The organism is Microbacterium sp., from assembly GCF_048259935.1.
GTDB lineage: Bacteria > Actinomycetota > Actinomycetes > Actinomycetales > Microbacteriaceae > Microbacterium.
Genome location: NZ_JBLXHF010000007.1, coordinates 125,124 through 150,698, shown reverse-complemented (window position 1 = coordinate 150,698; position 25,575 = coordinate 125,124). Strand labels below are relative to the sequence as shown.

Annotated in this window: 27 protein-coding genes and 1 pseudogene; 16 read left to right on the top strand and 12 right to left on the bottom strand. The window is 66.7% G+C overall.

What is annotated here, in order from left to right:
* Positions 1-27: 27 nt before the first annotated feature.
* Positions 28-219, top strand: coding sequence for a hypothetical protein (locus tag ACN0RC_RS13005; protein WP_417512350.1), 192 nt, complete (start codon positions 28-30; stop codon positions 217-219).
* Complete coding sequence (locus ACN0RC_RS13000) at positions 216-1,607, top strand: plasmid pRiA4b ORF-3 family protein (protein WP_417512349.1); 1,392 nt, start codon at positions 216-218, stop codon at positions 1,605-1,607. The genes ACN0RC_RS13005 and ACN0RC_RS13000 overlap by 4 nt, the downstream gene beginning before the upstream one ends.
* A 53-nt stretch (positions 1,608-1,660) precedes the next feature.
* Here the strand turns inward: ACN0RC_RS13000 and ACN0RC_RS12995 are convergent, their stop codons facing one another.
* Positions 1,661-1,837 carry a hypothetical protein gene (locus tag ACN0RC_RS12995; RefSeq protein ID WP_417512348.1) on the bottom strand — a complete coding sequence of 59 codons (177 nt, stop codon included), beginning with the start codon at positions 1,835-1,837 and terminating at the stop codon, positions 1,661-1,663.
* An 88-nt stretch (positions 1,838-1,925) separates the two neighbouring features.
* Between ACN0RC_RS12995 and ACN0RC_RS12990 the strand changes: the two genes are divergently transcribed.
* A complete protein-coding gene (locus ACN0RC_RS12990) occupies positions 1,926-2,189 on the top strand; it encodes a FitA-like ribbon-helix-helix domain-containing protein (protein WP_417512347.1) in 264 nt (87 codons plus the stop codon).
* Positions 2,186-2,614 (top strand): type II toxin-antitoxin system VapC family toxin, encoded by a 429-nt coding sequence (locus ACN0RC_RS12985; protein WP_417512346.1) that lies wholly within the window; start codon positions 2,186-2,188, stop codon positions 2,612-2,614. The genes ACN0RC_RS12990 and ACN0RC_RS12985 overlap by 4 nt, the downstream gene beginning before the upstream one ends.
* A gap of 72 nt (positions 2,615-2,686) precedes the next feature.
* Here the strand turns inward: ACN0RC_RS12985 and ACN0RC_RS12980 are convergent, their stop codons facing one another.
* Positions 2,687-3,253, bottom strand: coding sequence for a TetR/AcrR family transcriptional regulator (locus ACN0RC_RS12980; RefSeq protein WP_417512345.1), 567 nt, complete (start codon positions 3,251-3,253; stop codon positions 2,687-2,689).
* 39 nt (positions 3,254-3,292) lie between these two features.
* The gene (locus ACN0RC_RS12975) at positions 3,293-4,177 is read right to left on the bottom strand and encodes an SDR family NAD(P)-dependent oxidoreductase (RefSeq protein ID WP_417512344.1); all 885 of its coding nucleotides are present in this window, start codon (positions 4,175-4,177) and stop codon (positions 3,293-3,295) included.
* A 151-nt stretch (positions 4,178-4,328) separates the two neighbouring features.
* On the opposite strand from ACN0RC_RS12975, the gene ACN0RC_RS12970 reads away from it, so the two are divergent.
* Entirely contained in the window at positions 4,329-5,324 is a 996-nt protein-coding gene (locus ACN0RC_RS12970) for an SDR family NAD(P)-dependent oxidoreductase (protein WP_417512343.1), read from the top strand.
* Between the two features lie 243 nt (positions 5,325-5,567).
* A complete protein-coding gene (locus tag ACN0RC_RS12965; protein WP_417512342.1) occupies positions 5,568-8,744 on the top strand; it encodes a BTAD domain-containing putative transcriptional regulator in 3,177 nt (1,058 codons plus the stop codon).
* Here the strand turns inward: ACN0RC_RS12965 and ACN0RC_RS12960 are convergent.
* The gene (locus tag ACN0RC_RS12960) at positions 8,714-9,202 is read right to left on the bottom strand and encodes a hypothetical protein (protein WP_417512341.1); all 489 of its coding nucleotides are present in this window, start codon (positions 9,200-9,202) and stop codon (positions 8,714-8,716) included. The two genes, ACN0RC_RS12965 and ACN0RC_RS12960, sit on opposite strands and share 31 nt — an antisense overlap.
* A gap of 178 nt (positions 9,203-9,380) precedes the next feature.
* Here ACN0RC_RS12960 and ACN0RC_RS12955 point away from each other — a divergent pair, with 178 nt between their 5' ends.
* Both ACN0RC_RS12955 and ACN0RC_RS12950 read left to right on the top strand, forming a co-directional pair.
* Positions 9,381-9,914, top strand: a complete 534-nt coding sequence (locus tag ACN0RC_RS12955) for a large exoprotein (protein WP_417512340.1) — start codon at positions 9,381-9,383, stop codon at positions 9,912-9,914.
* Positions 9,914-10,534 carry a hypothetical protein gene (locus ACN0RC_RS12950; RefSeq protein ID WP_417512339.1) on the top strand — a complete coding sequence of 207 codons (621 nt, stop codon included), beginning with the start codon at positions 9,914-9,916 and terminating at the stop codon, positions 10,532-10,534. The genes ACN0RC_RS12955 and ACN0RC_RS12950 overlap by 1 nt, the downstream gene beginning before the upstream one ends.
* A gap of 80 nt (positions 10,535-10,614) precedes the next feature.
* On the opposite strand, the gene ACN0RC_RS12945 is transcribed toward ACN0RC_RS12950, so the two are convergent.
* Entirely contained in the window at positions 10,615-11,187 is a 573-nt protein-coding gene (locus ACN0RC_RS12945; protein ID WP_417512338.1) for a TetR family transcriptional regulator, read from the bottom strand.
* A gap of 65 nt (positions 11,188-11,252) precedes the next feature.
* Here ACN0RC_RS12945 and ACN0RC_RS12940 point away from each other — a divergent pair, with 65 nt between their 5' ends.
* On the top strand, positions 11,253-11,840 hold the full coding sequence (locus ACN0RC_RS12940) for a biotin transporter BioY (RefSeq protein WP_417512337.1): 588 nt from the start codon (positions 11,253-11,255) through the stop codon (positions 11,838-11,840).
* 141 nt (positions 11,841-11,981) lie between these two features.
* On the opposite strand, the gene ACN0RC_RS12935 is transcribed toward ACN0RC_RS12940, so the two are convergent.
* Positions 11,982-13,196, bottom strand: coding sequence for a cobalamin-independent methionine synthase II family protein (locus ACN0RC_RS12935; protein WP_417512336.1), 1,215 nt, complete (start codon positions 13,194-13,196; stop codon positions 11,982-11,984).
* 143 nt (positions 13,197-13,339) lie between these two features.
* Here ACN0RC_RS12935 and purL point away from each other — a divergent pair, with 143 nt between their 5' ends.
* From purL to ACN0RC_RS12920, 3 genes are all read left to right on the top strand, one after another.
* Entirely contained in the window at positions 13,340-15,670 is a 2,331-nt protein-coding gene (gene purL, locus ACN0RC_RS12930; RefSeq protein ID WP_417512335.1) for a phosphoribosylformylglycinamidine synthase subunit PurL, read from the top strand.
* Positions 15,667-15,816: a hypothetical protein gene (locus tag ACN0RC_RS12925; RefSeq protein ID WP_417512334.1), complete on the top strand. Its 150-nt coding sequence runs from the start codon at positions 15,667-15,669 to the stop codon at positions 15,814-15,816. Before purL ends, ACN0RC_RS12925 begins: the two co-directional genes overlap by 4 nt.
* A gap of 146 nt (positions 15,817-15,962) precedes the next feature.
* The gene (locus ACN0RC_RS12920) at positions 15,963-16,316 is read left to right on the top strand and encodes a TraR/DksA family transcriptional regulator (RefSeq protein WP_417512333.1); all 354 of its coding nucleotides are present in this window, start codon (positions 15,963-15,965) and stop codon (positions 16,314-16,316) included.
* A 216-nt stretch (positions 16,317-16,532) separates the two neighbouring features.
* Here ACN0RC_RS12920 and gnd read toward each other — a convergent pair whose 3' ends face one another.
* Positions 16,533-17,588, bottom strand: a complete 1,056-nt coding sequence (gene gnd, locus ACN0RC_RS12915) for a phosphogluconate dehydrogenase (NAD(+)-dependent, decarboxylating) (RefSeq protein ID WP_417512332.1) — start codon at positions 17,586-17,588, stop codon at positions 16,533-16,535.
* Positions 17,589-17,726: 138 nt separating this feature from the next.
* Between gnd and ACN0RC_RS12910 the strand changes: the two genes are divergently transcribed.
* Positions 17,727-18,449 (top strand): hypothetical protein, encoded by a 723-nt coding sequence (locus ACN0RC_RS12910; RefSeq protein WP_417512331.1) that lies wholly within the window; start codon positions 17,727-17,729, stop codon positions 18,447-18,449.
* 119 nt (positions 18,450-18,568) lie between these two features.
* Here ACN0RC_RS12910 and ACN0RC_RS12905 read toward each other — a convergent pair whose 3' ends face one another.
* The 5 genes from ACN0RC_RS12905 to ACN0RC_RS12885 form a co-directional block, all read right to left on the bottom strand.
* Complete coding sequence (locus ACN0RC_RS12905) at positions 18,569-19,489, bottom strand: glycine betaine ABC transporter substrate-binding protein (RefSeq protein ID WP_417512330.1); 921 nt, start codon at positions 19,487-19,489, stop codon at positions 18,569-18,571.
* 48 nt (positions 19,490-19,537) lie between these two features.
* Positions 19,538-20,500 (bottom strand): ABC transporter permease, encoded by a 963-nt coding sequence (locus ACN0RC_RS12900; RefSeq protein WP_417512329.1) that lies wholly within the window; start codon positions 20,498-20,500, stop codon positions 19,538-19,540.
* Positions 20,500-21,801, bottom strand: a complete 1,302-nt coding sequence (locus ACN0RC_RS12895; RefSeq protein ID WP_417512327.1) for a quaternary amine ABC transporter ATP-binding protein — start codon at positions 21,799-21,801, stop codon at positions 20,500-20,502. Before ACN0RC_RS12895 ends, ACN0RC_RS12900 begins: the two co-directional genes overlap by 1 nt.
* 282 nt (positions 21,802-22,083) lie before the next feature.
* Entirely contained in the window at positions 22,084-23,199 is a 1,116-nt protein-coding gene (locus ACN0RC_RS12890) for a class I SAM-dependent methyltransferase (RefSeq protein WP_417512325.1), read from the bottom strand.
* Between the two features lie 59 nt (positions 23,200-23,258).
* On the bottom strand, positions 23,259-23,486 hold the full coding sequence (locus ACN0RC_RS12885) for a hypothetical protein (RefSeq protein WP_417512323.1): 228 nt from the start codon (positions 23,484-23,486) through the stop codon (positions 23,259-23,261).
* A gap of 6 nt (positions 23,487-23,492) precedes the next feature.
* On the opposite strand from ACN0RC_RS12885, the gene ACN0RC_RS12880 reads away from it, so the two are divergent.
* From ACN0RC_RS12880 to ACN0RC_RS12870, 3 genes and pseudogenes are all read left to right on the top strand, one after another.
* Positions 23,493-24,125, top strand: a complete 633-nt coding sequence (locus tag ACN0RC_RS12880; RefSeq protein ID WP_417512321.1) for an MFS transporter — start codon at positions 23,493-23,495, stop codon at positions 24,123-24,125.
* A gap of 41 nt (positions 24,126-24,166) precedes the next feature.
* Positions 24,167-24,970 carry a MerR family transcriptional regulator gene (locus tag ACN0RC_RS12875; RefSeq protein ID WP_417512319.1) on the top strand — a complete coding sequence of 268 codons (804 nt, stop codon included), beginning with the start codon at positions 24,167-24,169 and terminating at the stop codon, positions 24,968-24,970.
* A 210-nt stretch (positions 24,971-25,180) separates the two neighbouring features.
* Positions 25,181-25,564 (top strand): annotated as a pseudogene (locus tag ACN0RC_RS12870) (carbohydrate ABC transporter permease); the annotation flags it as partial.
* Positions 25,565-25,575: the final 11 nt, after the last annotated feature.

Genomic DNA, 25,575 nt, shown 5'->3' with positions numbered 1-25,575 from the left:
AGGCCGCCACAGAATGAAGGAGCCACCGTGAATTCCCACGACGACCAGCCACACCCGAAGCACATCCCTAGCCCGAGCGAGGCCACCGTGCCCGAGATCGAGCTCGACGAGAACATCGCGCCCCGCCCAGAGGAAGAAGTCGCTGATCTGCTCCGCGCAGAACCCGACGTCGAAGATCACGGCCAGCGTCCCCGATCGGCTCTACGATCGTCCCCATGACCCGATTCCGCCTGCGCGTGTCGCTCATCGGCAGCGAACCCGAGATCTGGCGCGTCTTCGACATCCACCAGCACGTCAGTCTGCGGATGCTGCACATCGCCCTGCAGACGATCATGGGCTGGCGGGAGTCGCATCTGCACACGTTCACCGACATCGATCCGTTCTCGCGCCCGTCAGGTCCAGTCCGACGGTGGGCGTCGCCGGACTTCGACGACCAGATCGAAGGCACGCTCTCCGAAGACGACTTCGCCGTCGGCGACGTCCTCGGCAACGTGGACTCCCTCAAGCTGGACTCGCTCTGGTACGAGTACGACTTCGGCGACGGGTGGGTGCACCGGATCGACGTCGTGGAGCGGATGCCGGATGAAGCCCTCCTCGCGCCGGTCGTGCTGCTCGATGGCGCAGGTCGCGGCCCGTTCGAGGACTCTGGTGGCCCGGGCGGGTACGCCGAGAAGCTCGCCATCGCGGCCGATCCGCAGCATCCGGAGCACGAGGAGATCACCGCGTGGATCCGCGCCACCGTCGGACCGTGGGCGCCGACCAGCCCAGACGCGTTCGACCTCGTAGGCATCCAGGGTGAGCTGAACCTGCTGTTCAACCCCGAGGAATCGGGTATCTCCCCGAGCGACATGTCCGGACTCGTCAAGTCCGATCGGCACCGTCGCCCCGGAGACATCGACGAGGCGTCGCCGATCGCATCCCTGGCATCCGCGCTCCCGCTGCCGATCCGCGCGGAACTGCGCCAGCACCTGCACGCCACCGGCATTCTCGAACCGACCGAAATCGACGCCGAGGCGGCCGCGCGCATCGTCCGCCCGTTCGCCTGGTTGATGGATGCCATCGGCCAGGACGGTCTCGCGCTCACCGCTGCCGGATGGATGCCGCCGGCCACCGTGCTGGCAGGCATGACAGCGCTCGGCTGGGCCGACGACTGGATCGGGAAGGGCAACCGCGAAGACCTGACGCCGCCGATCGCCAACCTGCGCGAGACAGCGCAGCGGATGGGTCTCGTGCGCATGCAGAAGGGCCGACTGCTGCTGAGCGCCGCCGCCAAGAAGGCACTGACCGATCCGCAGCTGCAGCTGCGTCTCGTGGCGACCGGCCTTTACCGCAAGCTCAGCGATGCCGAGACGGATGCTGCGACTCTGCTTCTGCTGGCGATCGCGGACGGCACCCCGCGCAACGACCGCTGGCGGGCCGTCGCCTTCGGGCTGGAGATATGCGGGTGGCGGTCGGCGAGTGGTCGCATGTTCACTCCGCTGGATATCGACCACGCCACCTTTCACGCGTGGCAGGTGCTCGACCTGCTCGGCGGGTCGTCACGGCGCAGCCGACCGCGAGCCGACGACCCCGATCTGGTGCTGTTCGCACGGGAAGCGCTGCGGTAGCGGAGTGGGTTACGCAATCGCTCGCATCCATGTCGCGCTCAACGGGGTGCGCGTCACTCGTGCTTGCTGAACGCTCCACGAAGCACGAGGTACACGACCACGGCGACCACGGCCACGAGCGCGAGCTTGACGATGAACCAGAGCACCGAGAACAGCGCACTGACCACGAACCACGCGACGATGACCGCGACGACGACACCGACGATGGTCCAGACGCTGTTCTTGTTCATACCTTGAGCCTACGCGCGCGGCCCGCCGTGTCAGAGGCCCTCGCTACCGTCGACACATGATCTTCTCGGAAGTACACTTGTGAAAGCAATGACAGCACTGCAGTCAGGGGGCATCATGTCGACGATCACAGTCCGTGGGCTCGACGATGACGTCGTGCGCGCGCTGAAGGTGCGCGCGGCACGAGAGGGCCGGTCGATGGAAGCGGAAGTTCGCACCATCCTGACGGCCGCGACGAAGGGCATCGACAGCGAGCGCGGGTTCGGCAGCTTCCTCGCGGCAACCTTCACCGGCCTCGACGCACCGGCGATTCCCGGACGCACCGACTTTCCCGAACACGTCGATCTGACGTGATAGTCCTTGACACCAACGTCGTCTCCGAGGTGATGCGTGCGGAGCCGAACTCGGATGTCGTTGCCTGGCTCGATGGCCTCCCGCGTGGAGAGATATGGACGACGACGATCACCGTCGGCGAAATCGCAGCGGGAATCGCGCTGCTGCCCGCTGGCATACGCCGGACCCAACTCGCGGATGCGTTCCATCTCGCGCTCGACGGCTTCGATGATCGCATTCTGCCCTTCACCACGGCGACGGCGCTCGGTTACGGAGCCGTAATCGCGGCACGCACAGCCGCCGGAAGTCCGATCAGCATTGCCGACGCACAGATCGCGGCCATCGTCGTCGGATCCGACGGCACGCTCGCAACGCGCAACCTCAGCGACTTCGTGGGAACCGGTGTCGATCTCGTGAATCCGTGGGACGCACGGGCCCAGGGCTGATGATCACTGCGTGTCGCGGGGCCGCGGCGTCAAACCGTTGGTGGAGGCGCTGGTTGCCTGCGGAATCGAAGTTCAGCGCGCCCCGATCCCCCGCATCAGCACCTCGACCACAGCATCCACCCGCGCCTCATCGAGCGGTCTACCCAGCAGTGCCGCGTACGACGACATTGCGATGAACTGGTCCGCGACGACCGCGACGTCGACGTCGCGCCTCACGTCCCCCGCATCCTGCGCCGTCCGAAGGCGCGAGACGACCTGCTCGATGATCGGATCAGCAAGCCTCTTATTAAGAGCGAGACCGAGCGCAGCATCCGTCGCGGTCACCGCGATCAGCGCCCGCGCAACCTCGACGCTCGCAAGATGCTCGGCCTGCGACGACATCGCCGAGAACCAGGCCCGCAGATCCTCCGCCAGATCCTCCGACACCGGCAGCTCAGGCGAAGGAAGCGAGCCCTCCAGCAGCGCCTCACCGAGGATCGCGGCCTTCGACGACCACCAGCGGTAGATCGTCTGCTTCGAGACACCCGCCTCGGCCGCGAGGCCTTCGATCGTCACCGACTCATAACCATCCGACATCACCGCAGCACGCATCGCCGCCATCACCGACTGGCGGGCTTTCTCACTGCGAGGACGAGGCATTCATCGAGCGTATCGGGCACCTGGTTCGGACGAAGCGGCTCAGCATGCCGCCTCAGCGAGATCCCACATCAACCGCGCTTCCCGCTCATTCCGCAACGACCGGAACAACCGCCGCTCGCGCGGAGCGCCCGACAGCCCGAAAGGTCCACCGGGCGCGAAGAAGCTGCCCGGTGCAGCAGCCCTCTCCAGCGCCATCAACGCGGGCTCCGCCGCGTGCGCAGGAGGGTTACCCAGATACCGCGCCAGCCGCGCCATCGTGCCGAATTCTCCTCCCGGCACCTTGCGACGCAACTCGGCAGCGATGCCAGTGTCAGGCGCGACCCCCGGATGGCACAGATTCACGCCCAGACCCCAGTCTTTCAACGCATTCTGCCGCGCCAGCTCGACGCCCCACAGCCCGAGCGCGCGCTTCGACCCGGCATACGCACGCCACGCGCTGTACCGCCGTTCGCCCTCGAGATCGTCGAGGCTGCCGCGAGCCGCCGCCACACTCAGCTCTACCGCGATGCGCGCACTCCCCGCACGGAGCAGAGGCATCAACTCACGTGTCAGCGCAGCGTGACCGAGGAAGTTCGTCTGCAGATGCAGCTCGTGCCCGTCGGCAGAAACATGCCGCTCGCGATCCCCGAGCAGAATGATCCCGGCATTCATCACATACAGCTCGATCGGCTCGCCCGCGGCGCGCAGGTTCTCGCCGAGCGACGTCACCGTCGCGAAGTCCGCCAGGTCGAGATCGCACAGCTCGAGCGACGCATCCGGCATCGTCTCTCGGATGCTGCGGACCGCGGACTCCCCGCGCCCACGATCACGCACCGGAAGAAGCACATGCGCACCACCCGCGGCGAGTGCCCGGGCGATCTCCCTGCCGACACCGTTGCTCGCCCCGGTCACGAGCGCGCGCCGTCCCCTCCACCTTCCGGTCATCACTTCCTCGCTTCATCGACAGGTGCTCCCAGAGTGTCCGACCGCTCACGAAGCGGCAAGCACCCAGTGACTTCCGTTCCTCTTCGGCGTAGACTTCGATAACGAGACGTACCGTTGCGAAACATGCATACGGCCGACTAAAGGGAGAATCATGGCACTGACCGCACGCTCCACCATCGGCGAATGGCTGAATGACAAGACAGGCGGCGAGCTCATCAAGGGCCTGCTCGCGCAGTCCGGCGCCAACCCCGATTCTCTCGCTCCCGTGCTCGGCCTGCCCCTGCAGCAGCTCGTTGTTCTCAGCCAGGGCCAGATGCCGCAGTCGGTCGTCGACGACCTCGTCCGCGCAGCCAACGGCGGCGAGATCCCTGAAGACACCGGCCCCGCCGGCTGGGTCGAGAAGATCACCGCTGGCCGCTTCGACGGCAAGACCGTGATCGTCACAGGTGCGGCATCCGGAATCGGCAAAGCCACGGCATCCCGCATCGCCCGTGAAGGCGGGCGCGTGATCGCCGCCGACATCTCGGCCGAGAAGCTCGATGCACTCACGCAAGAGGTCCCCGGCATCGTCGCCGTCGCAGGAGACCTCACCAAACAAGACGCGATCGACGCCGTGCTCGCCGCCGCCGGCGACCGCGTCGATGCTCTCGCGAACGTCGCCGGCATCAACGACGACTTCTCGCCCGCCGGCGAGACGACGGATGCTGTCTGGGACCGCGTCATCGCCATCAACCTGACCGCCCCGTTCAAGCTCATGCGCGCGGTACTGCCCGTCATGGAGAAGGCCGGCCACGGCGCCATCCTCAACGTCGCCAGCGAAGCAGGCGTGCGCGGCAATGCCTCCGGCAATGCCTACACCGCCAGCAAGCACGGCATCATCGGCGTCACGAAGTCCGCAGCCTTCATGTACGGGCCGAAGGGCATCCGCGTGAACTCCGTCGCACCAGGAGGGGTGGCCACCGGCATCCCGATGCCTCCGAACATGTCTGAGGCGGGGTCCGCACGCCTGGCTCCCTTCCAGCAGGCGATCCCGGCTCTGGCGACCGCCGAAGAGCTCGCTGCGTCCATCACCTTCCTCCTCAGTGATGACGCAGTGAACATCAACGGCGCGATCGTTGCGAGCGACGGCGGGTGGTCGGTGCAGTAGGCGGCCGCCGGGCGCGGCCGCCGGCCAGCCCCGCACACCCGTCAGCCGAATGCACACTTGCCAGCCGAAATCTCGCGATTCCCACTGACGTCCGTGAATCGGGCTGACAAGTGTCCGGCACCCAGCCCACCCACCCCACCCAGCCCACCCACCCCGCGCACCGCACCCCACCAAGGCCACGGCATCCCGCCCCCACACCCACTGATATGGTGACGCCTGATGGGGACGGAAGGACGTGAGGCTATGCTCGACGTCTCAGTACTGGGTGCGGTCACGGCCAGCACCGACGGCCGCGAACACCCTCTCGGCAGCGCCAGGCAGCGCGGACTCCTCGCTCATCTCGTCGTCTCGCGCGGGCGGATGCTGTCACCGCAGTACCTGATCGACGAGCTGTGGGATCACTCTCCGCCGCGAAATCCCGGCCACGCCCTGCAGGCACACATCTCGCGCTTGCGCGCGGCGATCCCGGTGGAAATCACCCTCGCCGACGGCGGGTACCGAATCGACCCGGCATGCGTGCAGACGGATGCCGCTCACTTCGAGCTCCTCGTCCAGCAGGGCGGCGTCTCGCTGGCCGACGGCGACCTCTCCCGCGCGACCGCACTGCTCAGCGACGGCCTCGACCTCTGGCAGGGGACGGCGTACACAGGACTCCACGATCACACCGTGCTGCGAGCAGAATCCGCACGGCTCGGCACCCTGCGCTCGAGCGCGCTCGCAGACCGCATCGACCTCGACCTCGCACTCGGACAAGGTGCCGCGGTGCTCTCCGAACTCCACGCGCTCGTCGAAGAGAACCCGCTCACCGAACGCCACTGGGGGCAGCTGATCGCCGCCCTCTACTGCGACGGACGCACCCAAGAGGCGCTCGACGCCTTCGCTCGCGCACGCGCGACATTCGCCGAACACCTCGGTGTCGAACCGAGCAGTGAGCTCAGTCGCCTGCACCTCGGCATCCTCCAGGGCCAACCCGCAGAATCGCTCCTTCGCCTCTCCGGCGCAACGGTCGTCGAGTCCGAGCCTGAGCTCAAGATTCCGGATGCTGCAATCCACAGCATCACCTCCCACCAACCCGATCTTCTGGCAGCGCTGCTCCGCGATGGACGCACCACTTTGTTGACCGGTCCTGCCGGCATCGGAAAGACGCATCTGCTTCGCGCCATCCGCACCCGCTTCGAAGCGCACCGCTGCACCGTGTCGTTGCTGACCGCGACCCCGCTCAGCCATGCCGTGCCACTCGGAATCTTCGCGGGCATCGTCCCGGAGAAGTGGCTGACCCCCGCCCTGCTCGTGGATCACTTCACCCGAAACCGCTCGAACACGGTGCTTCTCGTCGACAATGTCGAGCAGCTCGACGACGCATCCCTCTTCGTCATCAGCCAGCTCATCCGCAACTCGCGCATGCCGACGATCCTCACTGCCAGCGATCTCGAAGGCACCCCGAGCGAGATCCACGCCCTCTACGACAGCGGCGAGCTCACCGAGGTCACGGTCGAACCGCTCACGACCGACCACGCCCGCGAGCTGGTGTTGCACACCATCGGTGGCACTTTGACCCCGGCAGCCGCTGCACGGATCTTCGCCATGGCCCAGGGCAACCCGCTGCATCTGCGCGAGATCCTCACCGCTTCCGTGCGCGAGAAGCGCCTCGTGCGCACCGACCACGGCTGGGACCTGCACGACGACCCGGCATCGACCAGACGCCTCACCCGGCTGGTCGGCGAGCGCTTCAGCGGCCTGAATGACGCCGTCATCGAGGCCGCCGCGAAGATCACGATTGCCGGGGAACTTCCGATCTCCGCGCTCGGCGATACCGAACGACGGATGCTGGCGCGCGCCGACGTCGTCGTCTACTCAGCCCCGGGGTGGCTGCGCCTCTCGCACCCGCTCGACGGTGATTTTCTGCGCAGCCAGTTCAGCGATGCCCTCTGGCGTGAGCTGTCGCTCGAAGTGATCGAAGCGCTCAGCGGCGACGAAGGCCGTGCCTTCCCCGCCGTGCGTCGCCACGTGCACATCCTTCGACTGGATCTCGGCGAGCCGGTCGACGTCATCCCCACTCTGGAGCTCGCTCAGTACGCCCTCGGCGCCTTCGATGAGCGCCTCGCGCTGCGTGCCGCGCACGCCGTGATCGGCCTCGATCCCGACAACACCACCGCGCACCGTATCGCCGGCATCGCGGCATCCACCCTGAACGATCCCGACAGGGCCGCCGCCCATTTCGCGACCGCTGCGCGGACGGCGACGACGTGCGAAGCGCAGACCGCCGCAGCACTCGCACACGCACAGCACGAAGGGCTGCGCCACCACGACGCGTGCGCAGCACTCGCGATCATCACCGATGCGCTCCGCGTCATCGATGAACCGGGCGAGGTGCAGCATCTGCAGCGCGATGCGATGCGCTGGTCCGTGATCGCCGGACAGACGAGTGAGATCGCCGACGCCCCCGAGGACACCACAGACGCAGCGGCCGTACGCGGACTCATCACAGCAGCGAACGCCGCCACCATCACCGGCCCCATCGAAGAAGCCACCCTGATCCTGCAGCGCCTGCACCGCGCACCCGACGATCTCATCGAGCTGGTTCCCGGTGGAGCAGCCCTCATCGAACTCCTCTCCATCATGGCGCTGTCGAACACCGGCGACATCACCGCCACCCGACGCCGCTTCGACCGTGCCCTCGCCGATGCCGAGGTGAACTCCCCTGAAGCCCTCGGCAGCTGGGAGTACGGGCTGGCACTCATCGACCTGCTCTGCGGCGATGCGCACCATGCTCACGACCTCGCAACCTCAGCAGTGCAGCATCTCCAATGGCGCGATTCGTCAGGACTGCTGCCCGCAGCCCTCGCTCTCGCCGGCGCCGCCGCCTTCGCCGCCGGTCACACCGATGAAGCGGATGCCCGGTTCGCCGTCATCCCCGCCGCGGCCGAAACCGATCCGAAGGTCGTCATGATGCGGGCCTGGGCAATCGCCTGGGGCCAGAACGCTGCCGGGCGCCACGGCGATGCGGCGCGTGTGCTCGTCGATTCGGCGCGCCAGGTCCTGACCGCGCAGCACACGTACTTCGCAGGCCTGCTGGCGCACTGCGCCGTGAAGGCGGTGGGGGCATTGCGCGCGCTCGGCAGTGCGGACGATGCCCACGCGCTCAGGGATGTGACCGGTGGTGCGATCGCGGTGACAGAAGAGGCCAGCAGGATCGGCGGCGGCGGACTGCTGGGATTCATCATGCGGCACGCGGTGGCAACAGCATCCGACGATCGTCTCGCACTCGACAGGCTCGCCCGCGAAGCCGAGACCCTCGGAATGCTCTCCACCGCCGCCGACATCCGGCTGGCCGGCGGGAGACCCGACAGCACCGACGAGGTTCGCCGTATGGCGCTGTGGTCAATCGATCACTCCGCCTCCGGTGTGATGACCGTGTAGGTGACCCGATTGTCTTCGCCATCACCACCCTCCATGATGCCGACGGCGACACTCAGCGAATCGTCCTTCTTGTACATCGCGCTGACGATCACCCCCATGTCGCTTGCAACGATCTCCTCCCAACCGGAGAAGTCCTTCTTCACCTGCGCAAGGAGCTCTTCCATGCTGCGCGGGTCGCTCACGATCACCATCGTGCCCTCGGCCACGGTCACGCTCTGAAGCACGTTGTCCGAGACCAGGGTGACCTCCGCCGGGAAGCCCTCGGGCAGCTCACCGAACTCGATGCCGGCTTCGCCACCGGTCAGCCCTTCGATCATCTCCTCCGCCGCATTCTTCGAGGTCTCTTCCGTCACATTCTCGACGAACGCATCGAGCGGATTCGCGAAGCATCCGGTCAGCATCGCCGCGATCACCACGGCCAGCGCACCACCGGTGATCCGTGCAGATCTGTGCCTCATGGTTGTCCCCCTGCTCTCTATGATTCCCTCGTCGCGCAGTTCAGCAGGTGGCGCTCACAGAGCGCTCACACGCGACCGCACCCGCCTCGTGGCCGCACCGTTCGGTCCGCGTGAGCGGTCTGTGAGCGGACCCTGGTTGCATGGCGGACGCTGATGCAACCGATTCAAGGGGGAACCGATGGACGCATACTCAGGACTGCTCGCCGCCTACATGGCTGCCATGGTCGGCATGGTCATCTTCGCTGTGCTGGCCTACGTACTCACGGCCTACTTCATGTCGAAGGTCTTCGCGAAGGCGGGAGTGCAGGGAACCTGGCGGGCATGGGTGCCCGTCTACAACTTCATGGTGTTCTTCAAGCTGGGCGATCTGAGCCCGTGGCTGGTTCTCTACTGCGTCGGCGGCGCGGTGGTGCTCAGCTGGATCGGCATCGGATTCATCTTCTCTCTCGCGCTCTTCCTCGGCGGCGGCGTGGCGGCGTATCGAATCGGCATGAAGCTCGGCAAAGAGACCGGTTTCGTCGCCTTCTGGCTGATCCCCGTGCTGTGGCTCGGCATCGTGGCCTTCAATAAGGACCAGTGGAACACCGCCGTCGCACCCGCGCAGTGGGCCGGCAATGGATTCCTCGCCGACCGCACCGTGTGGGAGGGTGTGCCGGTACAGACCGCGGCAGGCCCGGCGCTTCCCGGCACCGCGGCAGGAGCCGACGCCTGATGCCGTCGGTGCGAGTGCGCAGTGCAGCTGCGGCACTCGCCATGCTGACGATGCTGGCGCTGACCGGATGCGGTGAAGACGAAGACCAGACGCAGGCGTCAAGCACGGCGGGATCGTCGACCTCTACCGCTGCGCCAGAAGAGGTCGACGACGAAGACGATGCCGCCGAGAACTCCGATGACGAGATCCTCACCGGTGAGGCGTGCCTCTACGGCACCTGGTACCTCGACAACGATGTTTTCAAAGCCCTGCTGGAACAGGCCGGCGGCGAGGTCCGCAGCGTCACCGGCTGGGCGATCGTCAGCTACCACCCGGACGGCACCTCGGCGGCCGCCTTCGACGAGTGGACGACCGTCGCAACCCACGAGGGCAGCATGGCGACGATGGTGCGCAACGGCGAAGACCTGGCGACCTATTCGGTCAGCGGCGATACGCTGACGACGACAGAGACCGCGGCAGGTTCAGTGCTCACCATGACGATGCTGGTGAACGGGCAGGAGATGACCATGCAGGCCCCTCACGAGGAGTTCTCTGTGACCACCGGAATCTTCACCTGCGAAGCAGACACTCTCACGATCTCTGCTCAGGGAGCGACCAGCGTTCTGTTGCGCGAGCACTGAGTTCTGTTGCGCGAGCACTGAGTTCTGTTGCGCGCGCGCTGAGTTCTGTTGCGCGAGCGCTGACTCGCCTCAGTGCGCGCTCATCGGATGCTGGCCGAAGCGTGCACGCCAGCGATGACCATCGCGAGGCCGGCGGCGAAATCATCGCTGCCGTGCTGTGCGCCCGCGGGGACGAGGTCGACCGAGGCATCCGCTGCGCCCACGACCGCCGCGTGCAGGCGCTGCTGCTCGTGGAACGTGTACCCGATCACGTAGTGCACGACGGTGTCGGCGGCGACTTCGGCGGCCGCGGCATCCAGCCCGATCTCTCGCGCGGCGCGCACCAGCTCGGCACGAGCAGGCAGGTCGAGCATTCCGAGCGCGAGTGAGCTCGATACGATCTCGGCACCGTCACGGTGGGCGAGAAGTCGGTCGCGCAGGCCGCGAGCGACAGCATCCATCTGATCGGATGCTGTCGACGCACCCGCGATCTGCGCACTCACGGCGGCGAGCAGCGCCTGCTTGTTGGGGAAGTGCCAGTACAGCGCGCTGACCTGCACCTCGAGCTCGTCAGCGATGCGCCGCATCGAGAGCCCGGGCAGCCCATTCTCTGCCAGCACGCGCATGGCTGCGGCGACGACGGTTTCCTTGTCGTTGCGAGCGGGTGCGTTCATAGTGCTACTCTACCGAACGGTGTTCAGGTGAACACTGTTCTAGTGAACGTCGTTCAGGAGGAACCATGTCCGCAATCGCGACCCATGCCCCGCGCGTCCCCGTGCTCGCCGATCTCGTGCCCGGTGCGCGCGTTCGCGATGTCACCCTGGTGCTCATCGGCACCGCATTCATCACCGTCGCCGGCTACATCGCGATCCCGCTGCCGTTCACGCCGGTGCCGCTGTCACTGGCCACTTTCGCGGTGCTTCTCACCGGCGCGAGCCTTGGTCCCCTGCGCGGCGGAATCAGCGCGGGGCTCTACCTCACCCTCGGCCTGATCGGGGTGCCGCTGTTCGCGAACGGGTCAGCGGGATGGGCGTTCTCGTCGTTCGGCTACATCGTCGGATACGTCGTTGCCGCCCTCATCGTCGGCATCCTGGCTCGTCGTCGCTCCGACCGGAACGTGTGGTCGACGCTGGGCCTTGCGAGCCTCGGATCACTGACGATCTACGCGTTCGGCGTGCCGTGGCTGGCCGCGTTCCTCGGCGTTGACCTGGCCACCGCGCTCGCGCTGGGCGTCGTTCCGTTCCTGATCGGAGACGCGATCAAGATCGTCGCGATGGCGGGGCTGCTGCCACTGACCTGGCGCGTCATCGACCGCTCCCGCCGCTGACGCCGCGGCCCTGACTCACGCGCACGGGATGGAAAACACGGCTCAACAGGCCACTCGAGGCCCGAAATCCATCCCACGCGCGCGTGGGCGGGGGCGCGGGCGGCGGGGCGGGGGGCGGGGCGAGGCGGGGGGCGGGGCGGCTCAGAGAGCGCGGGCGGCGCGCCGCGCGCCCTCGCCGAGCGCCTCAAGCTTCGCCCAGGCGATGTCGGGGTGCACGCGGCCACCGAGACCGCAGTCGGTCGAGGCGATGACGCGGTCTGCGCCGACGATGTTCGTGAAGCGACCGATGCGCTGAGCGACCAGGTCGGGGTGCTCGATGAGGTTCGTCGAGTGGCCGACGACGCCGGGAACCAGCACGAGGTCGTCGGGGATGAGGCCGGATGCGGCGGCATCCGCCCACTGCGCCCATTCATGCTCGTGGCGAGCGTTCGCGGCCTCGAATGAGATCGATCCGACCTTCGCCTGCAGGACCACCGGAAGGATGTGCTTCACCTCGATGTCAGTGGAGTGGGGTCCGTGCCATGATCCCCAACACAGGTGCAGCCGGATCTGCTCCTTCGGGAGCCCCTCGATCGCGCGGTTGATCGCCTCGACGCGGATGCGGGTGAAGGCCTGGTAATCGGCGACCGACGGCTCGGGCGTGATCTGATCCCAGTTCTCTGCGAGAGACGGGTCATCGATCTGCAGGATGAGGCCCGCATCGACGATCGCACGGTACTCCTCACGCAGCGCCTCGGCCCATGCCTGGATGTGCTCTTCGTCACTCGCGTAGTACTCGTTGCGGATGCGCGCGGCAGAGCCGGGGGCGATCGCCGTCAGGAAGCCCTGCTCGCCCTCCCGCAATGAAGCGCGAAGGTGCGCGATGTCAGCAGCGACAGCATCCTGCCCGCGATACGTGATCGGCCCCGTCGTGGTGGGGAACGCCGTCGCTGTGCGGCCGGTGCCGATTCCCGCCACCGGGTCGACGTAGGCCTCGGCGAACGCCCGGCGGTCACGACGGTCGAGGAAGCTCGTCAGAACGACGTTCCCCGGCGAAGACTGACGCGCCGGCTCGTTGAACGGATTGACCTCGGTGAGCGAGAGGCCGTTCACACGCTGGAAGGAGTAGCCCCACCAGGCGCCGTAGTCCACCGAACTCGACGACGCCTTGCCGAACTCGCCATCACCGGGCTGCGTGATCCCGGCGCGACGCTGCCGCTCGACCACGTCGGCGACGGCATCACCGATCAGCTCCTCGAACTGCGGCGTCGACTCCAGTGTGAAGCCGTCATCCGCGAGCGCCCGCGAAGCATTGGCATCGAGCAGCGCCTGTGTGCGCGGCAGGCTGCCTGAGGTGGTGGTCTGGATCTCGGTCACGGTGACTCCTTCGCAGCGGGTCACACCAATCTATGGACGCATCGCCGCGCGCGCACTTCTCGTGTCGGTCCGTGACGCGCCAACGGCGGTCGTCGGTAGACTGGGACTGCCCCGCCACCTTTTCTCTGCCCTTTGGAGCGCGCGTGACCACTGCCCCCGAAGCATCCGCTCGTCAGCACGTCCCCGACTCCGTCTCGAATGCCGAGGCGACGCCCGAGAAAGAGCAGCCCTACGGCGCCCTCGGGCTGAAGGATGACGAGTACGCCCGCATCCGCGAGATCCTCGGCCGTCGCCCCACCTCGGGCGAGCTGGCCATGTACTCGGTCATGTGGTCCGAGCACTGCTCCTACAAGTCGTCGAAGAACTATCTGAAGCGCTTCGGCGCGAAGGTCAGCGACGAGATGAAGGAACGTCTCATGGTCGGCATGGGCCAGAACGCGGGCGTCGTCGACGTCGGTGAGGGCTGGGCCGTCACATTCAAGGCTGAGTCGCACAACCACCCCTCCTTCATCGAGCCGTTCCAGGGCGCAGCGACCGGCGTCGGCGGAATCGTGCGCGACATCATCTCGATGGGCGCACGCCCAGTCGCTGTGATGGATGCCCTCCGCTTCGGCGCCATCGACCACCCCGACACCGCCCGCGTCGTGCACGGCGTCACCAGCGGCATCTCGTTCTACGGCAACTGCCTGGGCCTGCCGAACATCGGCGGCGAGACCGTCTTCGACTCGGTCTACCAGGCCAACCCGCTCGTGAACGCGCTGGCGGTGGGCGTTCTCCGCCACGAAGACCTCAAGCTCGCGAACGCCGAGGGCGTCGGCAACAAGGTCGTGCTCTTCGGTGCTCGCACGGGCGGCGACGGGATCGGCGGCGCCAGCATCCTGGCATCCGATTCCTTCGACGACGGCGGCCCGACCAAGCGCCCGGCCGTGCAGGTCGGCGACCCCTTCGCCGAGAAGGTGCTCATCGAGTGCTGCCTCGAGCTCTACAAGGCCGAACTCGTCGAGGCGATCCAAGACCTCGGAGCCGCGGGAATCTCATGCGCGACCAGCGAGCTCGCCGCCAACGGCAACAGCGGCATGCACGTCTCGCTCGACAACGTGCTGCTGCGCGACCCTTCACTGACGGCTGAAGAGATCCTCATGTCGGAGTCGCAGGAGCGCATGATGGCGATCGTGGCTCCTTCGAAGTTGGAGGCCTTCCTCGAGGTCGTCAACAAGTGGGACGTCGAGACCAGCGTGCTCGGCGAGGTCACCGGAGACGGCCGCCTCGTCATCGACTGGCAGGGCGAGCGCATCGTCGACGTCGACCCCTCGACCGTCGCGGTCGACGGCCCGGTCTACGACCGTCCGGTCGCCTACCCGACGTGGATCGACGCGCTGCAGGCGGATGCTGCAGAACTGCTGCCTCGCACCGACGACGCCGAGGTGCTGCGCGAGCAGTTCCTCGCGCTGGTGGGTTCGCCGAACCTCGCCGACACCCGCTGGATCACCAACCAGTACGACTACTACGTCGGCGGAAACACCGCGTTGGCCTTCCCCGATGACGCCGGCATGATCCGCGTCGACGAGGAGTCCGGCCTGGGATTTGCGATCTCGACCGACGCCAACGGTCGCTACTGCCAGCTCGACCCCTACGCGGGTGCGCAGCTGGCCCTCGCCGAGGCGTACCGCAACGTCGCCGTCACCGGCGCGACCCCGACCGCGATCACCGACTGCCTGAACTTCGGATCCCCTGAGAACCCCGAGGTCATGTGGCAGTTCGGGCAGACCGTCGACGGCCTCGCCGATGGATGCTACGAGCTCGGCACCCCCGTCACCGGCGGCAACGTCTCGTTCTACAACCAGACCGGTGACACCCCGATCCACCCGACCCCGCTCGTCGGCGTGCTCGGCATCATCGACGACGTCTCCCGTCGCATCCCGTCTGGCTGGCAGGACGAAGGCCAGAACATCTACCTGCTCGGCACGACCTCGACCGAGCTCTCGGGTTCGGCGTGGGCCGAGACCGTGCACCAGCACCTCGGCGGCCTCCCCCCTTCGGTGGATCTTGCTGCTGAGAAGCGTCTCGCCGGGCTCATCGGCGCAGCGCGCGACGAGTGGCTGATCTCCTCCGCGCACGACCTGTCAGAGGGTGGCCTCGCCCAGGCGCTCGCCGAGGGCGTCATGCGCTTCGGCATCGGCGCCCGCGTGTGGCTGACCGAGCTCATGGAGCGCGACGGGGTGGATGCAGCATCCGCTCTCTTCTCGGAATCGACCGGCCGCGTCATCGTGACCGTGCCGCGCGAGGACGACGTGAAGTTCCGTGGCCTGTGCGAGGGACGCGACTACCCGGTGCTGCGCATCGGCGTCACCGACACCGTCAGCGACCTCGAGGTGACGGGACTGTTCACGGTCAGCGCTGCCGAGCTGCGTGAGACCTCTCAGGCGACGCTCCCTGCGGCGTTCGGTCCGACCGTAGCGGAGCCGACTGCGTGAGCGACGAGGTCGACAACATCGACGACGACTACGGACGCCTCGGCGAGCGCCGCACCCGGCGCATGCGCGTGATCGCGTGGGCCACGATCATCTCGCTGATCCTCATCGGCGGCGGCTCGACCGTGCTGTCGCTGCTGTTCGGCTAGGTTCTTCTGACACTTGTCAGCCTCTTCGACACTTGCATGGCCGGATGGGCCGGTTTCGGCTGACGGGTGTGATCTGGACTGACGGGTGTCGGGTCATGTCGGGACGGTCCGGTGCGCAGGCGCGTGCACGGGCCTAAGGTATGGGCATGAGTGACGACGAACTGCGACCCCTGCTCGAGGCGCTGCGCCGCGAGGCGAGCGATCGCACGGCGGCGCTCGACGCCACGCTCGCCCAGCTCACCCACGACCGCAGCAGCCAGAGCGACGACGACGAGCACGACCCCGAGGGCGTGCCGCTTTCGGCAGAATGGTCGCGCCTGAACGGACTTCTCGACGGGGCGCGTGAAGAACTCGGACAGGTCGACGCGGCGCTGGCCCGAATGGATGCCGGAACCTACGGCGTCTGCGCGAACTGCGGTCGCCGCATCCCGATCGCGCGCCTGCGCGTGCGCCCGTTCGCCGAGCTCTGCGTGCCATGCGCCGAGAAGCTGGGGCGCTGAACGCGTCCCCGCCCCTCAGTCGTTCAGACGCCCACGTGCTGCTGCGCGGGGCGCACCCCCTGCCGGGTACACATGCCGGATGCCGGGACAGGCGTCAGCCCAGATCACGGATGCCAGCCTGAAACAGCTGTTTTCGACTGAGATCTGTGATCGGGACTGACACCTGTGTCGCAGGCAGCAACGGAGAAGCCGCGCGCGCAGCCCGCCGCGCCCAGCTCAGCCGGCGTCGGACTTGCGCCCGCCCGCCTCGAGCACGTCACCGGCCGGAAGCTCCTGGTGGCCGCCGAACTGCAGACGCATAGCCGACAGCACCTGGTTGGCGAATCGATCCTCACCGCGAGAAGCGAAGCGCTCGAACAGCGCGGCCGAGAGCACGGGGACGGGCACACCGACGTCGACGGCCGCCTTGACCGTCCATCGGCCCTCTCCCGAGTCCGAGACGCGACCGGCGAGCCCATCGAGCGTGGGGTTCTCGGTCAGCGCGGCAGCGGTGAGATCCAACAGCCACGACGAGATCACCGAGCCGCGACGCCAGAGCTCTGCGACCCTGTCGGTCTCGATCGGGAACTGGTAGAACTCCGGCTCCTCGAGCGGTGCGATCTCGGCGGAGTGCTCGGCTTCGCGGATTCCGGCATCCGCATTCTGCAGCAGGTTGAGCCCCTCGGCGATCGAGGCCATGATGCCGTACTCGATGCCGTTGTGCACCATCTTCACGAAGTGACCTGAGCCAGCCGGGCCGCAGTGCAGGTACCCCTGCTCCTCAGATGCGAGCTCTCCGGTGCGGCCGGGTGTGCGCTCGATCTCTCCGGGTCCGGGCGAGATCGTCTTCAAGATGGGCTCGATGTACGCGAAAGCGCGGTCCGTGCCGCCGACCATGAGGCAGTACCCGCGCTCGAGCCCGAAGACACCGCCGCTGGTGCCGATGTCGACGTACTCGATGCCCTTCTCGCGCAGCGCCTTCGCACGACGCACGTCGTCGCGATAGTTCGAGTTGCCGCCGTCGATGAGGATGTCACCCTTCTCGAGCACCGCCGCCACCTCTTCGGCCACCGATCCGGTGAGCGACGCGGGCACCATCATCCACACGACGCGGGTCGGTGCCAGTTTCGCCGCAAGATCTGCCATGCTGTCGGCGCCGGTTGCGCCTTCTGCGACGAGAGCGGCGACAGCATCCGGGTTCACGTCGTAGACGACGCACTCGTGGCCATCCTTCATCAGACGGCGAACGATGTTCGCGCCCATCCTGCCGAGTCCGATCATGGCCAGTTGCATGTCTGCTCCTCACTCTCTGGGCTCGTCGAGCCGAGTCGTGGTCATCCTGACACGGCAGACGGCGCGATGCCAGCACCTGGCCCGCTGGGCTGATTTCGCCCGGTCGCCGACGATCCACAGCAGTAGGCTGATGGCATCATGGAACCGCTTTTCGAATGGCTCGGCCACGTGCCCTGGTGGGTCATCTTCCCGATCCTGGCTATGGCCGGGGGAGCCGCGAAGGCGTGGGAGCAGGGCGCGAAGCGCCGGCACGAGCGACGCCTCGAGACGCTGCGCCTCAAGGGCGAGCTGAAGGCCGCGCAGCTCGCGGCGCGCGGACAGGTGCTGCCGGCGCCGAAAGATGCCGTGCCCGACACGCAGCTCTCGTCGAACGAGCTGCTCGAGCGCCTGTTCGCCGAGCATGACGAACTCACCGCCCGCTGGCTCGACTACGAGCTCGACGTCGCGAAGCTCATCGCGTACCCCGCGATGAGCGATGGCCGTCAGCCGCTGACCGCCGCATTCCTGCGGGCGAAGAAGACGGCGGATGCTCTGCGCCCCGCGTCTGCCGACAGCAAGGTGAGCGAACAGCGCGTCTCGGAGTATCTGGATGCCGTCGGCAATGCCGCCGTCGCATTCGACGTCGCCGAGAAAGAGGCCAAGCGCCTGCGCACCTCGACCTTCAGCGAGGCCGAGCGCAAGAAGCTCGATCGCGCACAGACGCTGTTGAAGGTCGCCGTCGACGACTCCGCCACGCAGGCAGAGCGCAACATCGCCTACAAGCGCGTGCGCGAAGAGCTCGACGGGCTCATCGTGCTCAGCGACCAGGCTGTCGAAGTGCTCGAGAAGCAGGTCGCGAAAGAGATCAGCGCGGGCGACTGACGCGGCGAATCCGTCTCTTCGGTGCTTCGACAGGCTCAGCAACCGGGACGACGAGAGAGGGCGCCACCCCGGTGCTTCGACAGGCTCAGCAACCGGGACGACGCCCCACGAGGAAGTGACTACTTCTTGACGACCCAGTCGAACTGGTCGCCGTTCTCCTCGAGCCACTTGTCGACAGCGTCGGCCTCCTGGCCTTCACCGAACTCGTTGACGACGAGGTCCTCGAGCGAACCGTACTGGTCGTCATCGAGCTTGATCTTCCCGACGAGTTCAGCCGCCTCGGGGAACTGCTCAGCGAAGCCCTTGTGACCAAGGAAGTTCAGCGTCTCCGCCTCACCCATGGCGCCCAGCGGGTCCTTGAGGTCCTTCACGTCGTAGGCGCTGTTGGCCCAGAACGGACGCCACAGCGTGACGACGACTTCTTCCTGCTTGTCGATCGCTTCACCGAGAACGGTGAGCATCGCCGCAGTCGACGAGGTCTCGAGCGTGTACTCGCCGTCGAGCCCGTACGCGGGCATCATGTCTTCCTGCGTCTGGCGGGTGAGGCCTGCACCGGGCTCGATGCCGATGATCTTGCCATCGAGCAGCGCGGCGTTGCCCTTGAGGTCTTCGATCGACTCGAGCTCCGAGTAGCTGGGGACAGCGATCGTGAGCTTGGCGTTGTCGTAGTACGCGCCGAGGTCTTCGAGGTCGTCGCCGTACTCGTTCATGTACTCCACGTGCGTGACCTCAGGCCATGCGGAGGGGTACATGTCGACGTCGCCCTGGGCGAGGCCGGTGTAGAGCGGGCCTGCTTCGGTGAGCGTCTGCATCTCGACCGTGTAACCGAGCTTCTCGAACTGGTCCTGGAGCAGGTACGCCATGCTCAGGCCGTCAGTCCACGAGGGAAGGAATCCGAGGGTGATGGTGCCCTTGTCTCCGCCTTCGTTGCCGGAGGCGTCTCCGCCTGCGGTGTCGTTGCCCGTCGCACAACCCGCGAGGGCCAGGGATGCGGTGATTCCAATTGCTGCGATGGCTGTGATGTGCCGGAACTTCTTCATGGTGCTTCCTTTCGTATGTTCTGCTGCGTTTCGTATGGGTCTAGTGGGTCAGGATGCCGCTCGGCGCTGACCTTTGGCCGTCTGGTCGACGAGCTCGGACTGCAGCTTTGCCGCAGCATCCGCTTTCTCTGTGCCGTTCGCTGTGCGCTTGCGCGCCAGCATCCCGAGCAGTGACGAGCGGAATTCGTTCGGGGCTCCGAGGGCCGCAGTCACGCGGTCGAGGAAGACGGCGAGGAGGACGACGCCGAGGCCTGCCTCGACGCCCTTGCCGATGTTGACGGTCGAGATCGCCTCTACGACCATCTTTCCGAGGCCATCGGCGCCGGCCATACCGGCGATGACGGCCATCGACAGGGCGAGCATGATGACCTGGTTGACACCGGCCATGATCGTCGGCATCGCGAGCGGGAGCTGGATGCCGCGCAGCACCTGACCTGGCGTCGCGCCGAAGGCCTGGCCTGCTTCGACCGTCTCGGAATCCACACCGCGGATGCCGAGTTCGGTCATGCGCACGCCAGGAGGCAGCGCGAAGATCACGGTGGCGACGAGGCCGGGGACCACGCCGATGCTGAAGAACACGATCGCGGGGATCAGGTACACGAACGCCGGCATGGTCTGCATGAAGTCGAGGATGGGCTTCAGGACCACGCGCACCGTATCATTGCGCGCCGACCAGATGCCGAGCGGAATCGCGATGAGCACGGCGACGATCGCGGCGACGATCACCAGCGAGAGCGTCTGCATCGCCGGAACCCAGAGGTTCATGCTGAGGATCAGCACGAACGACACGATGGTGCCGACGGCCATCCAGGCTGAGCGGACTGCCCAGGCGATGAGCGCGGCGATGAGGATCAGCACGACGATCGGCGTGCCGAGCAGCACATCGGTCAGCCCGTTGACGAGGAACTTGACGATGAACGAGATGGCATCGAGCAGGCCCTCGAGGTTGTTCTTGATCCAGCTGACGGCAGCGGCCGCCCACTCACCGATCGGAATACGGAAACCGTCCATCAGCGCACCTCGCCTTCCGTTGCGGATGCTCCCGTGACGGCGGCATCCGCCTCTCCGAGTACTGCGGCGATCTCGTCGCGCGAGACAGGAGGCATGGGCAGCGTGATCTCCTCGGTCGAGTTCGGGCCGGGGCCGAGGGCGGCGAGCAGCGTGATGCGGGGGATGACGCCGACCAGGCGCTCCTCGGCATCGACGACGGCGAGCGGCAACGGCGACTCCACGGCGGGAACGAACAGGTTCATGAGCACTTCGTCTTCGGAGACACTCTGCGGAACCGGCTTGATGATCGACGACAGCGACGTCTCGCCCTTGCGCACGAGCTTGACCGCGTCGCGGTCGAAGACGACGCCGAGCAGCTTGCGGTCACGGTCAGTGACGTACGCCGCGGAGGAGTACGCATCGCGCATCTGACGCAGCGCGGTGCGGGGGCCGCCGGTGCTGGGCACGAACGGGCGCGGCAGTTCCATGACGTTCGCGGCGGTGAGCACACGAGCGCGGTCGACGTCCTGCACGAACTGCTCGACGTAGTCGTTGGCGGGATCCGTGAGGATGTCTTCCGGCGTGCCGATCTGCACGATCCGGCCATCGCGCATCACGGCGATCCGGTCGCCGAGGAACATCGCCTCGTTCAGGTCGTGCGTGATGAAGACGATGGTCTTCTGCAGCTTGGCCTGCAGTTCGACCAGCTGCTCCTGCATCTCGCGGCGGATCAGTGGGTCGAGCGCGCTGAACGCCTCGTCCATCAGCAGGATCTCGGTGTCTGCGGCGAGCGCGCGAGCAATGCCGACGCGCTGCTGCATTCCGCCGGACAGCTGCGACGGCAGCTTGTCGCCCCAGCCGGTGAGCCCGACCATCTCGATGACCTCGTTGGCCTTCGCCAGGCGCTCTGCCTTGGCCACGCCCTTGAGCTCGAGCGGATAGGCGACGTTTTCGGCGACGGTGCGGTGCGGCAGCAGTGCGAAGTGCTGGAACACCATCGACACGTTGTCGCGGCGGATCTCGCGCAGGCGGGATGCCGAGACTCCGGCGATCTCGTCGCCGCCCACCACGACGGAGCCGTCAGTGATGTCGTGCAGCCCGTTGAGCATGCGGATGATCGTGGACTTGCCCGATCCGGACAGTCCCATGATCACGAAGATCTCACCCTTGTTGACGGTGAAGCTGGCATCGATGACGGCGGCGGTTCCGGCATCTTGCACCTCGGTGCGAGAGGCGCCGGCCTTCAGTCGCTGTACTGCTTGCTTCGGATTGCGTCCGAACACTTTGAAAAGATGGCGCGCTTCAAGTGCGGTTTCAGTCACGTTTCCCCTGGCGGCTCACCGATTCTTCGGGTTTCGGGAGCGCACTTCGGTTACGTCCGGGTGATGCTCAGGGCCGTTCGACATTGCCTTGCGGGCGGCACGAGAAGGGGATCCTGCTCCCCCGTAAAAGCATCGACCTTACGCCCACGTCGCTTCCCAGCATGAATCAATTCGAACCTACGACGTGTTCGCGGACTGGTCTCAGGCCAATTGGCCTACATTCCAACGTAACAAAGATGCCGAGCTCTGTCTAATGTCGACAATCTGCGGCGAAGAAGGAATTCAGTGGCGGATGCTTCGCGTGACGGTGAATTTCGACGTGCGGTGCAGCTGCTCGCTCGCGCCGACCACACGGCTCAGCTCGTGCTTGTACGCGAGGTGCGAGTTGTAAACGGTGAGCAGTTGACCCCCGGGCTTGAGGATGCGCGCGGCGGCCTCGAACATACGCGTGGCAGCTCCCGTATGGATGCTCGCGCCGAGGTGGAATGGCGGATTGAGCAGCACCAGATCTACCGATTGATCGGGAATTTCTGAGCCGGCGTCGTCGTGGGCGACGTCGACGATGGCCCCGTTGGCGTGCATCGTCGCGCGAGCGGATGCTACGGCTGCCGCCGAGCGATCGGTGGCGATGACGCGGGCCTCAGGATGGGTGAGCGCGTAGGTCGCCGCAAGCGCTCCGGTGCCGCAGCCGAGGTCAACGACCGTCGCCCCGGTTCCAGCCGCCACCAGCACCTCGAGCAGCACGCGCGTGCCGATGTCGAGCTTCGCGCCGGCGAAAGCACCTCGGTGGGCGACCACGGTCAACAGCTCGTCGCGCCCCGGCACCTCGATGCGCGCGGTAACGGGGAAGGGCGGCGAGGCTGAGACCTCACGGCGAGAAGACGCCACGATCAGCCGCGACTTGCGCTCAGCGCGCTGCGGCTGCACGTGCTCGAAACTGCGCGCGAGCACCTCGTTCTGCGTCAGAGTCATATGCTTCACGCGTCCGCCGGCAATGAGCGTCACCTCTGGTGCGGCCCAGCGAGCGACGGCATCCGTGATCTCTGCAAGCTCAGCGAGCGACTTCGGCAGCTGCAGCAGCACGAGCCTCGCGCCCTCGAACAATGACGCCTCGAGTTCGTGCGAGCGGAACCCCGCCAACCCGAGCGCCTCGGCGTTGCGCGCGAGAGCCCGTCTTCCCGTCGCAAGATCCTGGTGCACGCGAAGGCCGGCTAGCCCCGCATCCGCCAGCGCGAGCGTGATCGCACCGTACTCGTCACCGACGATGGCGATCTCTTCCCCTGCCACCCCCGCGGCGAGCGCGTGCTGCACAAGGAGCTCGTCCGTGGCATCCCACGCCTGCAGATTCGGCGCTTCGACATCGGGGAAGCGGCGAAGCGCCGCGTACGAGAAGACCACCTGCTCATCCTACGAAGGTGCACGGACACGAGCTGCGCGGCAGGGACACGTCGCGCGGCTCAGATCAGGTCGTCAGCGGCAACGATGTCGAGGGACCATAAGCGAGCCTCGGGGTCATCGGGGTCCGCCGCGTCCTCGACCTCTTTGATCACCTCTTGGATTCGCCGTTCAACCTCACCGAACTCTGCAGCGGTCAGGCGCATGCTGCGTTGCGAGAACGTCCCGTGCACCTCCGGGTCTCGCCCCGAGACGTACTCCGGCGCCCACACCAGGACGCGCCGCACCATATCGACGTGATCGTCAGCGAGCGAATTCATGAGCACGCCGCCGAGCACTTCATCAACGATCGGATGCTCCGGAGAGCCAACGTTCCACGCCCCGTCGGTGGGCTTCCACACGCGATCGCGACGGTCATCTACGCGCTGCAGCAGCAGGGCCACTCGCCGGTGACGATCGGTCTGCTCGCCACCGGGGCGGGAATCGCCATGCTCCTCGGCGCGCTGCTCGCGCCGCTTCTCGTCTCTCGCGTGCGGGCAGGCACCATCATCATCGCAGGGCTGCTGGTGTCGACGGTCGGAGTCTTCGGCCTCATCCCCGTGCACGCGCCCATCTGGCTCGCGGTCGTGCTCGGCGCAGTGGTGTTCTTCATCCCCGCGGTCAATGCCGCACTGATGGGCTACTTCATGGTCGCCACCCCGAGCCCGATGCTGGGCCGCGCGAACAGCGCCGCCGCTGTGCTGGGAATGGGCGCGATGCCGCTCGCCCCACTGGTCGCCGGTGTCGGGCTGTCGTTCGTCGGGCGCGAAGCGACCCTCATCATCGGCGCCGCACTCTGCGCCGTCTCGGTCATCCTCGCCGTCTCGACGCGGCCGCTGCGCGCGCTTCCCGCCGAGTCCGCCTGGTTGGCCCACGCCGCCCAGTTCTAGATACTTGACTCTGACACTGTGGCAGACGGGAGAACTGAGACATGTTGTCCATCGGAGCGTTCGCGCAGATCGGCCAGGTGACCCATCGGATGCTTCGGCATTGGGACACCGCCGGCTTGCTCGTGCCCGCCCACGTGGACGAGTTCAGCGGCTACCGCTCGTATGATCCGTCGCAGCTCGCAAGGCTCCACCGGATCGTCGCTCTGCGTCAGCTCGGCTTCGGCCTGGATGACATCTCGATGATCCTTGAACAAGGAGTGGATGCTGCGCGCATCAGCGCCCTGCTGCGCGTACGCCACGCCGAGGTCGAAGAAGAGCACCGGATCGCAGCTGACCGACTCGTCGATGTGGAACGGCGGCTCCACCTCATAGAGAAAGAGAATCACATGCCCCAGATCGAGATCATCGAGAAGCCTCTGCCCGCGCTCCGACTAGCCGCTCGCCGTGCCGTCGTGGCGTCGCAGCCCGAGGTCGCTGGCGTCGTGGGCCCCGCGTTCGACATGATCGCCGGCATAATCGGCGACAAATCCGACGCGCTGGATACCCCGGTCGCGCAGTACGATCACGGCGAAGATGGCCTGGCGATCACCGTCGGATACACCTACTCAGGTCCCGAGCACAAGGGCTTCGAGATCATCGAGCTGCCCGCAGAGGTCGCTGCCGTGTGCGGCATCCATCTGGGTTCTATGGACGGGATCGCCGACAGCTGGCAGGCGATCCACGCGGAGATCCTCGCGCGTGGCTTCGTTCCGTCTGGCGCGTGCCGCGAACTGTACGTGCGGGCCGTATCGGACAACCAGTCCGACTGGGTCACCGAGTTGCAGCAGCCCGTCACCCGCCCCTGACGCCCGACCCGCTGCTACAGCGGTCAGTGCGGATCACAGATGTCGAGCCGGAATCTGGGGTCCGCACTGACCTCTGCGATCGAGACTGACAAGTGTCGGGCGGGCGCGCGGATACCGCGACCAAAGCGCCCCGACGAGCGCGCCCTCACGCGACGATGACCTCGAACCCGGCGGTGAGCAGGGCAGGAGCGGGGGCATCCGTGATCACGGCCGTTCACGGTGTTCTTCCTGTACTCGTTCTTCAAATCATTGCCGTACGAGATCCAAGAAGCCGCCTACGTCGATGGTGCCAGCGAATGGCGCACGTTCTTCCAGGTGATGCTGCCGATGGCGAAGCCCGGGCTTGCGGCGGTCGGAATCCTGAACTTCCTCGGGCTGTGGAATCAGTTCCTGCTGCCGGTGGCGTTGAACCCGAACGCCTCGCAGTACGTGCTCTCACAGGGGATGGCGGCCTTCGCATCGGCCGCCGGCTACGAGGTCGATCAGGGCGCGCTGTTCGCCGCGGTGATCATCACGATCGTGCCGGTGCTCATCGTGTACATCTTCTTCCAGCGTCAGCTGCAGGGCTCGGTCTCACAGGGGACGTCGCGGTAGCGGATCGGGAG